This window comes from Arhodomonas sp. KWT2 (assembly GCF_041949875.1).
GTDB lineage: Bacteria > Pseudomonadota > Gammaproteobacteria > Nitrococcales > Nitrococcaceae > Arhodomonas > Arhodomonas aquaeolei.
In genome coordinates this window covers 18,578-31,829 of the sequence record NZ_JBHFPQ010000043.1, presented here as the reverse complement: position 1 = coordinate 31,829, position 13,252 = coordinate 18,578, and the positions used below count along the sequence as shown (strand labels likewise).

The following is a 13,252-nucleotide window of genomic DNA, read 5'->3' as shown; positions in this document are numbered from 1 at the left end:
CATGGCGGCGCGCAAGGGCAGCAAGGGCGGCCGCCGCGGAGGCCGGCGGCGTCAGCAGCGCGGACCGGTTGCGCGGTTCCTCCGGCGCGGGCTGCTGCTCGCCCTGGTGCTGGCCGTGGTGGCCGGTGCGGGATGGACCTGGTGGCTCAACCAGCGGGTGGTGGCGGAGTTCGAGAACCGCCAGTGGGCGTTGCCGGCGGACGTCTACGCCCGGCCGCTGGAGCTCTACAAGGGGCTGACGCTGGATACCGATGCCTTCGCGCGCGAGCTGGCCGCTGCGGACTACCAGCGTGTGCGCGACCCGAAGGCGCCGGGCTCCTACAGCCGCAACGGCGCGACCTTCGAGATCCACCGCCGGGCCTTCCGCTTCCCCGACGGCCGTACGGGCGAGCGCCGCATTCGCGTGACCGTCGACAACGGTCGCGTCGCCCGGCTGCGCGGCGCCGACGGCAAGGCCCTGGACCTGTTCCGGCTGGACCCGGCGCGCATCGGCAGCGTCCACCCGGGGCAGCACGCCGACCGCGAGCCGATGGCGCTCTCGGACATGCCCCGCAGCCTGGTCGCCGCCCTCATCGCCGTGGAGGACCGGCGCTTCACCGAGCACTTCGGCGTGTCGCCGCTGGCCATCCTGCGCGCGGCGGTCGCCAATATCCGTGCCGGCGAGATCGTGCAGGGCGGCAGCACGCTCACCCAGCAGCTGGTCAAGAACCTGTTCCTGAGCAACGAGCGCACCCTCTGGCGCAAGGCCAACGAGGCCGTCATGGCCGTGCTGCTGGAGTGGCACTACGACAAGCGCACCATCCTCGAGACCTACCTCAACGAGGTCTATCTGGGTCAGGACGGCGACCGCGCCATCCACGGTTTCGGCCTGGCGAGCCGGTTCTACTTCGGCAAGCCGCTGGAGCGCACCGACCTCGCCGAGCAGGCGCTGCTCGTGGCGATGGTGAAGGGACCGTCGTGGTATGACCCGCGGCGCCATCCGGAGCGCGCGCGCAAACGCCGCGACCTGGTGCTGGACGTGATGGCCGAGGGCGGATTCGCCGACGCCGACGCCGTCGCCCGGGCACGCAAACAACCGCTCGGTGTCCACGAGAGCCCGCCGGAGGCGCGCACGGCCTACCCGGCGTTCATGGATCTGGTCCGCCGTGACCTCTCCCGGGACTACCGCCGCGAGGACCTCAACAACGACGGCCTGCGCATCTTCACCACCATGGCGCCCTCGGTGCAGCACGCCGCGGAGCAGGCGGTGGTCCGGCGCACCGGGAACTGGAAGGACGATACCCAGGCGGCGGCCGTCGTGGTCGGCGTGGACACCGGCGAGGTGGAGGCGCTGGTCGGTGGGCGCGACCCCCGCTTCCCGGGGTTCAACCGCGCCCTCGACGCCGCCCGGCCCATCGGCTCGCTGGTCAAGCCGGCGGTCTATCTCACGGCGCTGGAGCGCCCGGGCCAGTATGGCCTCGGCAGCGTGATCCACGACCGCCCGGTGACCGTGCAGGGCGCCGACGGCCAGACCTGGACGCCGCGCAACTACGACCGCGAGCGCCACGGCGACGTCCCGCTGTGGGCGGCGCTGGCGCATTCCTACAACGTCCCCACGGTCCGCCTGGGGCTGGACCTCGGCCTCCGCGCGGTGGCGGATACGCTCTCGCGCCTGGGCGGATCGCTGCCGGACACGGTCTACCCCTCGATGCTGCTTGGTACGGTGTCGTATACGCCGCTGGAGGTGGCGGGGATCTACGAGACCATCGCCACCGGCGGCTACCACACGCCGCTGCGCGCGGTGCGTACGGTGATGACGCGGGACGGCGAGGTGCTCAGCCGCTATTCCCTGACCGTCGAGCGCACGGTCGAGCGCGTGCCCATGTACCTGCTGCGCAATGCCATGCAGCGCGTGGTCCGGGAGGGTACCGGGCGCGGCGTGCAGCGCTGGCTCGGCACCAGTCCGGGTGTCGCGGGCAAGACGGGGACCACCGACGATCTGCGCGACAGCTGGTTCGCCGGCTTCTCCGCCGACCGCCTGGGGGTCGTCTGGGTGGGCCGGGACGATAACGGCCAGACGGGGCTGACCGGGGCCACCGGCGCGCTTACGGTATGGGGCGAGCTCTTTGCTGCGTTACCCTACAAGCCGTTGAACCCGCGCATGCCCGACGGGGTCGAGCCGGCCTGGATCGATCCCGACACCGGACGGCTGGCCAACGCCGACTGCCCGGACGCGGTACAGCTGCCCTATGCCCGCGGCGCCGAGCCCGACGAGCGTGCCGAGTGCGCGCGCCGCGGCAACGTCGTCGAACGGGCCGGGGCATGGCTGCGCGGGCTGGTCGACTGACGCCGCCGCCGAGCAGGGAGAACCCCGACATGTCCGCAAGAGCGCTCCTCGCGACCGGCCTCCTGGCCGTCCTCCTCGCTGCCTGCTCGACGGCGCCGCCCGGCGGTGGCCGAGGCACCGGCACCGGCGAGACCGTGCCGGCGCCGCCGTCGCCGGGCGAGGGCGGTGCGGCGCAGCCGCCCGCCGGCGGCGGCCAGGCCCTGCCGCCGGCGGTGCGCGGGCTGGTGGCCCGGGCGGAGTCCGCCTCCGCCGCCGGCGAGAACGACCGCGCCGCGGACGCCCTGGAGCGCGCCGTGCGGCTGGCGCCGGACAATGCCGCCGTCTGGCAGAACCTTGCCGTGGTGCGCTACCGCCAGGACCGCTGCGACCAGGCCATCCAGCTCGCCCAGCGCTCCAGCGATCTCACCGGCGACCGTCAGCTGAAGGCCCAGAACTGGCGGCTGATCGCCGCCTGCCGGCGCATGAAGGGCGACGCCGAGGGCGCCAGCCAGGCCGAGTCCCGGGCCCGTGAGCTCGGGGGCGGGCAGTGATCGGCGAGCACGCCCGCGACGCCCTTGGCGGTGACGGCGCGCTCGCCCGGGCCGTCGACGGCTTCTCGCCCCGCGGCGAGCAGCAGACCATGGCGGAGGCCGTGGGCGGGGTGATCGAGGAGGGCGGTGTGCTCGTGGCCGAGGCGGGCACGGGTACCGGCAAGACCTTCGCCTATCTCGTCCCGGCGTTGCTCTCCGGGCAGAAGGTGATCGTCTCCACCGGCACCCGGACGCTGCAGGATCAGCTCTATCACCGCGACCTCCCGCTGGTCTCGCGGGCGCTGGAGCACCCGGTGCGCCGCGCGCTGCTCAAGGGCCGCAGCAACTATCTCTGCCTCTACCGCATGGAGGCCGCCGCCGCCGAGGGACGGTTCGACTCCCGCGAGGAGGCCTCGCGGTTCCAACGCATCCGCGAGTGGGCCGGCCAGACCCGCAGCGGCGATCTCGCCGAGGCGCCGGTTGCCGGGATCGAGGGCGGACTGCTCGGCAAGGTGACCTCCACGCCGGACAACTGCCTCGGCCAGGAGTGCCCGTTCCACGCCGAGTGCCACCTCATGGAGGCACGCCGCCGGGCCCAGGAGGCGGACGTGGTGGTGGTGAACCACCACCTGCTGATGGCGGACTGGGCGGTCCGCGACGGCGGCTTCGGCGAGGTGCTCCCCGCCGCCGACGCCTGGATCCTCGACGAGGCGCACCAGCTCCCGGACACCGCGGCCCAGTTCTTCGGCCTGTCCGTGAGCAGCCGCCAGCTCGTGGAGCTGGCCCGTGACGCCCGCGTGGAGCAGGTTCGCGAGGCGAAGGAGGCCACGGACATCGCCGATGCCGCCGAAGCGCTGCAGAAGGCGGTGCTGGACTTCCGCCTCACCCTCGGCAGCGCCGGCCGGCGTGAGCCCTGGGCGGGCATCGCCGGCGAGGAGACGGTCACCGACGCGGTCGCCACCGTGCGCGAGCGCCTGGCCGGGCTCCACGAGCACCTCGCGCCCCACGCCCAGCGCGGCAAGGGGGTGGAGAGCGTGTGGCGCCGGGCCGCGGAGCTCCAGGACGCCCTCGGGAGCTTCCTCGAAGGCGGTGACGACGACGAGCAGGTGCAGTGGTTCGAGACCCACCAGCAGTCGTTCATCCTGCGGCTCACGCCGCTGGAGGTGGCCGGCACGTTCCGCAAGCAGATGGCCAAGCACCCGGGGAGCTGGGTGTTCACCTCGGCGACGCTGTCGGTGGGCGGGCGCTTCGAGCACTACATCGCCCGGCTCGGGCTCGGCGAGCCGCAGACCCTGCGACTGGAGAGTCCGTTCGACTACGAGCACAACGCGCTGCTCTACGTGCCGGGCAAGCTGCCGCCGCCGAACGCCCCGGACTACCTCGAGCGCTTCCTGGTGATGGTGGAGTGGACCCTGCGCGAGAGCCGGGGCCGGGCGTTCGTGCTGTTCACCAGCCACCGGGCCCTGCGCGCGGCCGCCGAGTACCTGCGCGAGCGCACCGACCATCCGCTGCTGGTCCAGGGCGAGGCGGCCCAGGCGCGGCTGCTGGAGCGTTTCCGCGAGGCCGGCGATGCGGTGCTGCTGGGCACCCAGAGCTTCTGGGAGGGCGTGGATGTGCGCGGCGAGGCGCTGTCCTGCGTGATCATCGACCGCCTGCCCTTCGCCTCGCCCTCCGACCCGGTCACCCAGGCGCGCATCGAGGCGCTGCGTTCCGGCGAGGGCAACCCCTTCGCCCACTTCCAGCTCCCCCAGGCGGTGATCGCCCTGCGCCAGGGCGTGGGCCGCCTCATCCGTGACGCCTCCGACAAGGGGGTGTTGGTGATCGGCGACAACCGCGTCGTGACCAAGGGCTACGGGCGGGTGTTCCTCGACAGCCTCCCGCCGATGCCGCTGACGCGGAGCTTCCGCCAGGTCCAGGCGTTCTTCGCCGCCATGGGCGAGGCGGCCGCGGACACCGACGAGCGCGACTCCAGCCCCGCATGAGCCGCGCCCGGGCGTGGCTGCGCCGTGAGCGCCTGCTGGTGGCGCTCGCCGTGGCGGCACCGGCACTGGTTATCGTGACGGGGATACCGGCGGCCCGTCTCCCGGCGCTCGTCGACTGGTACACCATTGCCGCGCTCGCCGGGCTCATGGTCCTCAGCCGGGCGCTGGAGGACAGCGGCAGCCTGGCCCGCGCCGGCGGCTGGCTGCTCGCCCGGGCGGGGGACCAGCGCCGCCTGGCGGCGGTGCTGGTGGCCGTCTCCGCGCTGCTCGCCGCGGTGATCACCAACGACATCGCGCTGTTCGTGGTCGTGCCGCTGACCCTCGCCGCCGGCCTGATGACGCCGCTGCCGGTGGCGCGGCTGGTGGTCTTCGAGGCCCTCGCGGTGAACGCGGGCTCCGCCGCCAGCCCGGTGGGCAACCCGCAGAACCTCTTCCTCTGGCAGCACGCCGACGCGGGCTTCACCGCCTTCACGGCCACCCTGCTACCGCTCGGGCTCGCGCTCACCGCGATGCTGCTCGCGCTGGTGCCTCTGGCGTTTCCCCGTGCCGCGCTTGGCGCGCACACGCCACCGGCCGCCGGAGTGGACCGGACGCTGCTCTCGGTGGCGCTGGCCGTCTACCCGGTGTTCCTGGTGCTGGTGGATGCGGGCTTCGCGCTGGCCGCCGCGCTGGCGGTGATTGCCGTGATCGCGGTGACGCGGGCCGGGGTGCTGGCGCGGGTGGACTGGGCGACGCTGGCCGTGTTCGTCCTCATGTTCCTCGACCTCGCGCTCCTGGCGCGCCTGCCGGGGGCGGCGGCCGCCGCGCGCTGGCTGCTCGGACTGCCCGGCGGCGCGTTCACCGCTGCGGTGGCCGCCTCCCAGGGGATGTCCAACGTGCCGGCGACGCTGTTCCTGGCGGCGTTCACGGACGACTGGGGGCGGCTCGCCTGGGGCGCGAACGTCGGCGGGTTCGGGCTGGCCGTCGGCTCGATGGCCAACCTCATTGCCCTGCGGCTCGCGCGAGCGCCCGGGCTGTGGTGGCGCTTTCATGCCTGGTCGCTGCCGGTGCTCGCCGGTGCCGTGGTGATCGCGCTGGTGCTGATGCGCCTGCCGGGGCTCAGCTGAGCCCGGCTAGCAGCCAGTCCGGTGCCGGCAGGTCATCGTGGGCGTCCGCCGAGGCGACGCCGCTGGCGACCAGGGCATTGTCGATACCGGCGCGGTGGGCGCCGAGGATGTCGGTATGGCGCTGGTCGCCGATCATCACGGCGTTGGCCGTGCCCGCGAGCTCCAGCGCACGCCGGAACATGACCGGCTCCGGCTTGCCCAGGGGCGTGAACCGGGGCGGCGCGGCGTAGCGCAGCTCCAGGCCGCGCTGGATGAGCAGCGCCAGGGCACCGGCGGTGAAGCCGAAACGCCCGGGGGCGGTGGGGTAGATCACGTCCGGGTTGGTCAGCAGCAGGGTGACGTCGCGCCCGGTGTCCACGGCCCGGCAGACCCCACTCAGGGCGGCTTCCGCGTCGGCGAGGAAGTCGCCGCCGGCCTCGTCGCAGACGCAGAGTACGTCGAAGTCGTCCTCCAGGGCGACGACGTCGCCGCCGCCGCGGCGCACGTAATCCGCGCTCCCGGCGGGGCCGAGCACCGCACAGCGCCGTCCCGCGAGGCCGTTGCTCACGAGGTGGTGCGCCAGCATCGCCCCGGAGCTGATGATCCGTTCCGCGGGCACCGGCACGCCCAGGCGCGCGAAGCGCTCCGCCAGGTGCTCAGGCACGTGGGAGGCGGCGTTGGTGACCACGTACCACGGCCGACCCTCGCGGGTCAGCCGCCCGACCAGGGCCGGTGCGCCGGGCAGGGCGCCGTCGCCGGTGACGAGCACGCCGTAGGCGTCCAGCAGCACCGCGTCGTAGCGCTCGAGCAGGGCGTCGACGGTGGTGGTGGCGGTCATTGCGTTCCTCCGGTGCGGGCGTGGGGCGTATCGTGCGGTCACGGGTGCCCTGACGGTGGCGTCTCCCGTGAACCGGTTAGTATGTTACGGGATGAATCTTGAAAGCGGGATGACATGAGCGAACGACGCGTGCGCCTGCCGGTGTACACCTTCGTGATCGTCGGCGTCGCCGGCTACCTCTTCCTGGTCTTCGGTCACGAGGGCCTGCCGGACCCCGGTGGCGACGCCGGTGCGGTGCTGGGCGTGCTGGCGCGCCTGGCCCCGGTGTGGCTGGTGCTCTGGCTGATCGCCGCCGCCGGCGGGGCCGTCTACAACCGCCGCGGCGGGCACGGCCGCGGTGCGGGCCGGGTCGCCGGTGGTGGCTCGCATTCGCTGGTCTGCCCGGTCTGCGGGGCGCCCCAGGAGATCCGGCGCGGCCCGGGGGGCAAGCCCCGGCGGGTGTGCTCCGAGGCCGGCGAGGCACACAGCGGCGACGCCGCTGACCGCGGGGACGACGCATGAGCGTCGACGCCCTGTTCGCCGGGATCGCCTCGTGGACGCCAGCGCAGTGGACGGTGGCGGCCGTCGCCGCCGCGGTGGCCGCGGCGATGCTCGTGCTGCCCGCCGCGTTGCTCGGGGGGCGCCGGGCACGCCGCGCGCTGGCCGAGGCGGAGGCCCGCGAGCACGCCCTGCGGGAGGATCTCGCGGCCCGCGAGGGTGAACGCCAGGCCCTGGAGCGGGAGTGCGAGCGTCTGCAGCCCTACGTGGCAGAGCGCGACCGCCTGCAGCGCGAGCACGCGGCGCTGGCCAGCCGGGCCGAGGCGCTGGAGCAGCGTGTCGCCGAGCTGCGCGAGGGCTACGACGAGACCGTCCGCGAGCGTGACCGCCACGCCCGCGAGGCCGGCGAGCTGCGCGAGCGCATCGGCCGCATGGAGACCGAAGCGGAGGAGCGCCAGAGGGCCTTCGCCGAGCGCGAGCGCAGCCTGGCGGACGCGGAGAAGCGCCTGAGCGAACAGTTCGAAAACCTCGCCAACCGCATCTTCGAGCACAAGAGCGAGGCCTTCCGCCAGACCAGCAGCGAGCAGCTCACCCACCTGCTACGCCCGTTCCGCGAGCAGATCGAGGGCCTGCACCGGGACGTGCGCGAGGCCAGCAAGGAGCGCCACACCCTGCGCGACGAGATCTCGCGCATCGTCAGCGAGACCAGCGCCCTCACCAACGCCCTGCGCGGTGACACCAAGTACCAGGGCGACTGGGGCGAGCTGGTCCTGGAGCGGCTGCTGGAGACCGCCGGACTGCGCCGGGGCGAGGAGTACGAGATCCAGCCCCAGTACACCGACGGCGACGGTCGCCGCCTGCGCCCGGACGTGGTCATCCACCTGCCGGAGCAGCGCGACGTGATCATCGACTCCAAGGTCTCGCTGACCGCCTACGAGCGCTATGCGAACGCGGAGGACGAGTCGACGCGGGAGGAGCAGCTGCGTGCCCACGTGAGCTCGGTGCGCCGCCACATCGATGAGCTCGCCGGCAAGGGCTACGAGCGCCTGCCGGAGAACCGTACCCTGGACTACATCCTCATGTGGGTGCCGGTGGAGCCGGCGTACTTCGCGGCCATGGAGGCGGATCCCGGCCTGGTGGACCGGGCCATGGAGCGCCGGGTCATCCCGGTGTGCGCGACCACGCTGCTCGCCGTGCTCAAGACCATCGAGCGGATCTGGCAGTACGAGCGCCAAAACCGCAATGTCGAGCGCATCATCGAGCGCGCCGGCCAGCTCCACGACAAGTTCGTGGGTTTCGTCGAGGCCCTGGACGAGGTCGGCACCCACCTGCAGCGCGCCGAGCAGAGCTATCACACCGCCCGCGGGCGCCTCGTGGACGGGCGCGGCAACCTCGTACGCCAGGTCGAGCAGCTCCGCCGCCTCGGCCTCAATCCCCGCAAGCGCCTCAACGCGGACCTGGTGGCCGATGCGGGTGCGGATGAAGAGGACGAGGGCGGGGACGGGGAGGAGGACACCGGCAACAGCGGGGATGCCGCCTCCGGGCGGGGGTGACCGCCCCCCGGTGTCCGTCTCAGCCGGAGGGCGGCAGGCGTGAGGTGAGGTCCGCGCGCAGTGACGCCGACAGCGCCCCGTCGGCCAGCCAGATACCGAAGTAGACCCGGGCGAACGCCGCCCCCGGCACGCTGCCGAGGGTCCGGCCGTTGAGCGCCAGGCGCGTGCCGTGCCCGGGGCGGTAGGTCATGGTGTAGCGGTCGCCTTCCCTGACCGGTTTGTACAGGGCGTGGAAACGCCGGATCGCCGGTGCCAGCTCGCGGCGGGTGGCGTCGTCCAGCTGGCGCTCCAGCACGGTATTGGCCGCGCGCACCAGGTCGGCCGTGCTGATGTCGTAGAAGTACTCGATGGCGAGCTGCCGCGGGGTGTCGTCGTCCAGTACCTGTGACGACGGCGTCCCCGGCGGGACGTAGAGCGCCGCCGCGTAGACGGTGAACAGCACCCGGTAGGTCGCCACGCCGGTGCCCGCCAGGCGCAGCCGCCCCGCCTCGGTCTGCTGCGTGCGCTCGAACCGCGCGCCGTGCTCGAGCACCGGCGCCGCGTTGGCGAACGGGACGGCGAGCGCCAGCGCCAGGCAGAACGCCGCGAGCCGCGTCACGACGACGCCCCTTTTCTGAAGAACAGCGTGACCTCGCCCACGTTGATGCCCCATTTCGACACCTGCGCGCGGTTGATGACCGTGTCCTCGTCGATGCGGTACATCCAGTCGTCGAAGGCGAGCTGCCACTCCGTGCCATCGACCGCCAGCTTCAGGGTGTAGCGCCAGTTGAGCGCGAAGCCGTATTCCGAGCCCGCGGCGGTGCCCACGATGTCCCCGGCCTCGCCCTGCCAGTGGTGCGCGTCCACGCGCTCGATGCGCCACACCCGTTGCTGGCGTTCGCCGTCGGCGTAGCGGAAGCGCTCGTCGAGCACCAGCGTGTCGCCTTCCATCCGGCCCTCGATGTCCACGGTGAAGCGCCGGCGGACCTCACCGTCGCGGCCCTGGAAGATCCCCCAGGCCCGCACCGGGCCGGTGAAGAACGCGGCGAGGTCGAAACGGGGCCCGGTGTCGGCGTAGTCCCGCGGCTGCGGCCCGGCGCAGGCGGTGACGAGCAGCGCAGACATGATGATGGCGAGGAGGGCGGCACGTCGCTGCATGGCGTGTTCCATATTTGTATCGGTAATGTATAGGTATGATAGGACAGTAATCGGGCAGTGACGAGGCCGGAACGATGAACGACACGGCGTGGATGGACGAGATCACCGGCAGGGCCCGGGTCGTGGTGGTGCGCTCGCCGATAACGGACCTGGGCCCGCTGGGGGACGCTGCCGCCCGGCTGGGGCCGGACTGCGCGGAGGTGGTCCTGGGCATGGGCGACGAGACGGCGAGGGCCCGCTACCGCGCCCTGCGCGAGGCGGTGGACCATCCCACGCTGCCGCTGGTGTTCGTGGACCGGCGGTTCGCCGGCGGCATCGAGGCGGCGGCGCGACTGCGTACGCTGGACACGCGGATGCCGGCGGTGGCCGCGGCGTGCGGCTACGGCGGCCTCATCCCCTTCGCGGCCGGGGCGATCGCGCTGCTCGCCGGGGGCGGGCCGACGGTGGCGGCGGCGCTGCTCGGTTACGCCGCGGTGATCCTGAGCTTCGTCGGCGCGGTCCACTGGGGCATGGCGGTGGCCGCACCGGCGCCGTCGCCGCCGGGGATGGCGCTCTCCGTGGTCCCCGCGTTGCTGGCCTGGCCGGGCGTGCTCCTGCCGCCGCTCCCCGGGATGGTGGTACTGGCCGCGGCCCTCGCGGGCTGGCGGGCGGTGGAGCGTCTTGGCTGGGGTGATGACGGTTTCCCGGGCTGGTTCCGCCGGCTGCGCGATCACCTTACCGCCGGCGCGGTGGTCTCGCTGATGCTGGGGGCGGTCGGGATAGGGCTGGCCTGAGCGCAGTGGGCGGCCCGAACCGGGTTGAATAGATGGTGGCTATCGAAAGGGAAGGGAACTTCGATTGTAAATATAAATGCGAATCACTAATATTTAAATGAACGCATCGAACACCCGTCCCGGAGGGTAATGCCATGATCAAGACGCTGACCTTCGCCATGATGCACTTCAGTATCGCCGTCAGCGTCGTCTACATGCTGACGGGCAGCCTCGCCGTCGGCGGGCTGGTGGGCCTGATCGAGCCGATGTGCAATACCGTGGCGTTCTTCTTCCACGAGAAGCTCTGGGAGCGTCACCGCGCCCGCCGGGAGACCGGCGGCCCCCCGGCCATGGCGGCCTGAGCCCTGCGCGGGTCGATGGGTAACCGGGCACCGGGGTGCCCCGGGCGGTTCCGTCCCTCCTGCCGCCCGGGGACCCGGTGATCCGTTCAGCCGCCGCGCTTCTGGCGCTCCATCATGTCGGCCTGGAGGATCTCGATCCAGTAGCCGTCCGGGTCCTTGATGAACGCCAGGCCTTTCATCCGGCCGTCGTCCGGGCGCTTGACGAATGGCACGTCCAGGCGCTCGAGCCGCTCGGCCGCCTCGTACACGTCCGGCACGGTAATGCCGATGTGCCCGTACCCCTGGGGTTCGTCGTTACCGTTGTGGTAGCTGAACGCCGGGTCGTCCTCGGTGCCCCAGTTGTGGGTGAGCTCGAGCATCGCCTCGCGCCCGAAGGTCCAGGTGGTGCGCGCGTCGTCGTTGGCGGGCACGCCGGCCGCGTCGTTGCCGTCCACGTAGCCCAGGAAGTACAGCGTGAAGCGCATCTCCGGGAAGTCGAGCTTGCGGACCAGGCGCATGCCCAGCACCCGGGTGTAGAAGTCCAGTGAGCGCTCCGGCGACTTGATGCGCACCATGGTCTGGTTGAATACGTACTGCTGCGTCTCCGGGTCCGGGCTCTCGCACAGTCCCGGGGCCTGCTCGAAGTGACGGGACATGCAGTCCTCCTTGAGTCGTTGGCTGTATGATCGACCTGCCCCGGGATGGGGGCGGGGCGAGGGTTTTCAAAGGTAGGGCGTGAACAGCCAGAAGAAGGCGTCGCGCACCCGGGCGAGGAACGGCCGTCCCGAGAGCTCCGTGAGCGTGATGTTGTGGCCGTGTTCCACGGCGTGCCTGATATGGGCGGCGATGCGCCGGGCGAAGGCGGCGTCGAACACCTCCACCACCAGCTCGAAGTTCAGCCGCAGGCTCCGCGGGTCGAGGTTCGCCGAGCCGATCTGGGCGTAGTGGTCGTCCACGACCAGCAGCTTGGTGTGCGCAAACGGCCCGCGCTGGTAGTGCACGTGCACGCCCCACTTGACCAGCTCCCAGAGCACGTTGCGTGTCGCCCAGTGCATGAACGGCAGGTTGTTGTGTCCGGGCAGCACGATGTCGACGTGCACGCCGCGGATCGCGGCCGCCTGCAGCGCGGCGGTGAGCTCCCGCGGCGGCAGGAAGTAGGGCGTCATGATCAGCACGCGCTGGCGGGCGGCCGCGATGGCGCCCACCAGCACCATGCTCAGGCGGTCCAGGTCCTCGTTGGGGCCGTCGATGAGGGTGCGGCACATGGCCTCGCCTTCCTCGGCGGCGGGCCGCGGCGGGGGCCGCCGGCGGTCACCGGTCGTGAACTGCCAGTCGTCCAGGAACACCGTCTCGATCTGCTCCACCACCGCGCCGCGCAGGCGGAAGTGGGCGTCGCGGGTGCCGCCGCGGCTGCGGGCCAGGTGGCGGTCGCCGATGTTCATGCCGCCGACAAAGGCGGTCACACCGTCCACCACCAGTATCTTGCGGTGATTGCGCAGGTTCACGAACGGCCGTGGCGGCAGCAGCCCGGGTGGCAGGAACCGCGCCACCGGCACCCCCTCGCGGCGCAGCCGGTGACGGATGCGCGGCCAGGAGTACCATTCCCCGGCGCCGTCGAGCAGCACGCGCACGTCCACGCCGCGCTCGACCGCCCGGGCCAGTGCCCGGACGAAGCGTATGCCGGTGCGGTTGCTCTCAAAGATATAGGTGGCGAGGTAGATCCGATCGCGGGCCTGCTCGATGGCCTCGAGCATGGCGGGGTAGGCCTCCTCGCCGTCGTGGAGGACGGTCACTGCGTTGCCCGCGGTCAGCGGCACGCCGGTGACCGCCCCGGAGATGCGCGCCTGCTGGGTGAACTCGGGATGCACGGCGAGATGCTCGTCCGCCGGTACGCCGCTTGCCGGCGGCAGCTGCTCGGCGCGCAGGACCCGCGCCCGGGTACGTATGCGGTTGACTCCGAAGAGGAAATAGAGCACCGGCCCGGCCAGCGGGAAGAGCAGGCACACCGCCACCCACCCGAATGCGGCGGCCGGATCGCGCTTGTGCAGCAGCGCGTGCAGGGCGGCGGCGGTGGCGATCAGCCCGGAGGCGATGATCACCAGCCAGCCGGCAAGGCCAGGGCTGACGGTCTCGGTCATGGCGCGACGGTAGCACAGCGCCCGGTCGCAGGGCTGTCGTGATCGGCGTCACAGCTATGACAGAACTTGTAGGCGTAGCGCTAAATCGCGGTTATGCTTGCGAAATGGTGCACG

13 protein-coding genes are annotated in these 13,252 nt (G+C 72.2%); 8 read left to right on the top strand and 5 right to left on the bottom strand.

The genetic code is table 11. The annotated features are described in order from the left end of the window. The first annotated feature begins 1 nt into the window (after position 1). From mrcB to ACEZHJ_RS09455, 4 genes are read left to right on the top strand one after another with little or no spacing between them, the layout of a single operon-like run. The gene (mrcB, locus tag ACEZHJ_RS09470) at positions 2 to 2,326 is read left to right on the top strand and encodes a penicillin-binding protein 1B (RefSeq protein WP_163138890.1); all 2,325 of its coding nucleotides are present in this window, start codon (positions 2 to 4) and stop codon (positions 2,324 to 2,326) included. A gap of 29 nt (positions 2,327 to 2,355) precedes the next feature. Then, positions 2,356 to 2,856, top strand: a complete 501-nt coding sequence (locus ACEZHJ_RS09465; RefSeq protein WP_163138891.1) for a tetratricopeptide repeat protein — start codon at positions 2,356 to 2,358, stop codon at positions 2,854 to 2,856. Continuing rightward, a complete protein-coding gene (locus ACEZHJ_RS09460; RefSeq protein WP_163138892.1) occupies positions 2,853 to 4,817 on the top strand; it encodes an ATP-dependent DNA helicase in 1,965 nt (654 codons plus the stop codon). Before ACEZHJ_RS09465 ends, ACEZHJ_RS09460 begins: the two co-directional genes overlap by 4 nt. Further along, a complete protein-coding gene (locus ACEZHJ_RS09455) occupies positions 4,814 to 5,923 on the top strand; it encodes an SLC13 family permease (protein WP_163138893.1) in 1,110 nt (369 codons plus the stop codon). The genes ACEZHJ_RS09460 and ACEZHJ_RS09455 overlap by 4 nt, the downstream gene beginning before the upstream one ends. On the opposite strand, the gene ACEZHJ_RS09450 is transcribed toward ACEZHJ_RS09455, so the two are convergent. Further along, a complete protein-coding gene (locus tag ACEZHJ_RS09450) occupies positions 5,916 to 6,740 on the bottom strand; it encodes an HAD-IIA family hydrolase (RefSeq protein WP_018718150.1) in 825 nt (274 codons plus the stop codon). The genes ACEZHJ_RS09455 and ACEZHJ_RS09450 overlap by 8 nt on opposite strands. 114 nt (positions 6,741 to 6,854) lie before the next feature. On the opposite strand from ACEZHJ_RS09450, the gene ACEZHJ_RS09445 reads away from it, so the two are divergent. After that, on the top strand, positions 6,855 to 7,241 hold the full coding sequence (locus tag ACEZHJ_RS09445; RefSeq protein ID WP_163138894.1) for a hypothetical protein: 387 nt from the start codon (positions 6,855 to 6,857) through the stop codon (positions 7,239 to 7,241). Next, on the top strand, positions 7,238 to 8,770 hold the full coding sequence (rmuC, locus tag ACEZHJ_RS09440) for a DNA recombination protein RmuC (RefSeq protein ID WP_163138895.1): 1,533 nt from the start codon (positions 7,238 to 7,240) through the stop codon (positions 8,768 to 8,770). Before ACEZHJ_RS09445 ends, rmuC begins: the two co-directional genes overlap by 4 nt. A 19-nt stretch (positions 8,771 to 8,789) precedes the next feature. Here rmuC and ACEZHJ_RS09435 read toward each other — a convergent pair whose 3' ends face one another. Together ACEZHJ_RS09435 and ACEZHJ_RS09430 are read right to left on the bottom strand one after the other, a co-directional pair. Further along, entirely contained in the window at positions 8,790 to 9,368 is a 579-nt protein-coding gene (locus ACEZHJ_RS09435; RefSeq protein ID WP_018718147.1) for a chalcone isomerase family protein, read from the bottom strand. Then, a complete protein-coding gene (locus tag ACEZHJ_RS09430; RefSeq protein ID WP_163138897.1) occupies positions 9,365 to 9,907 on the bottom strand; it encodes a DUF3833 domain-containing protein in 543 nt (180 codons plus the stop codon). The genes ACEZHJ_RS09435 and ACEZHJ_RS09430 overlap by 4 nt, the downstream gene beginning before the upstream one ends. A 74-nt stretch (positions 9,908 to 9,981) precedes the next feature. On the opposite strand from ACEZHJ_RS09430, the gene ACEZHJ_RS09425 reads away from it, so the two are divergent. Both ACEZHJ_RS09425 and ACEZHJ_RS09420 read left to right on the top strand, forming a co-directional pair. Beyond that, entirely contained in the window at positions 9,982 to 10,680 is a 699-nt protein-coding gene (locus ACEZHJ_RS09425; protein WP_163138898.1) for a DUF3429 domain-containing protein, read from the top strand. 134 nt (positions 10,681 to 10,814) lie between these two features. Further along, complete coding sequence (locus ACEZHJ_RS09420; protein ID WP_163138899.1) at positions 10,815 to 11,021, top strand: DUF2061 domain-containing protein; 207 nt, start codon at positions 10,815 to 10,817, stop codon at positions 11,019 to 11,021. Between the two features lie 86 nt (positions 11,022 to 11,107). Here the strand turns inward: ACEZHJ_RS09420 and gloA are convergent, their stop codons facing one another. Then, positions 11,108 to 11,656 carry a lactoylglutathione lyase gene (gene gloA / locus ACEZHJ_RS09415; RefSeq protein ID WP_163138900.1) on the bottom strand — a complete coding sequence of 183 codons (549 nt, stop codon included), beginning with the start codon at positions 11,654 to 11,656 and terminating at the stop codon, positions 11,108 to 11,110. Between the two features lie 66 nt (positions 11,657 to 11,722). Beyond that, positions 11,723 to 13,138, bottom strand: coding sequence for a phospholipase D-like domain-containing protein (locus ACEZHJ_RS09410; protein ID WP_018718142.1), 1,416 nt, complete (start codon positions 13,136 to 13,138; stop codon positions 11,723 to 11,725). Between the last annotated feature and the right edge of the window lie 114 nt (positions 13,139 to 13,252).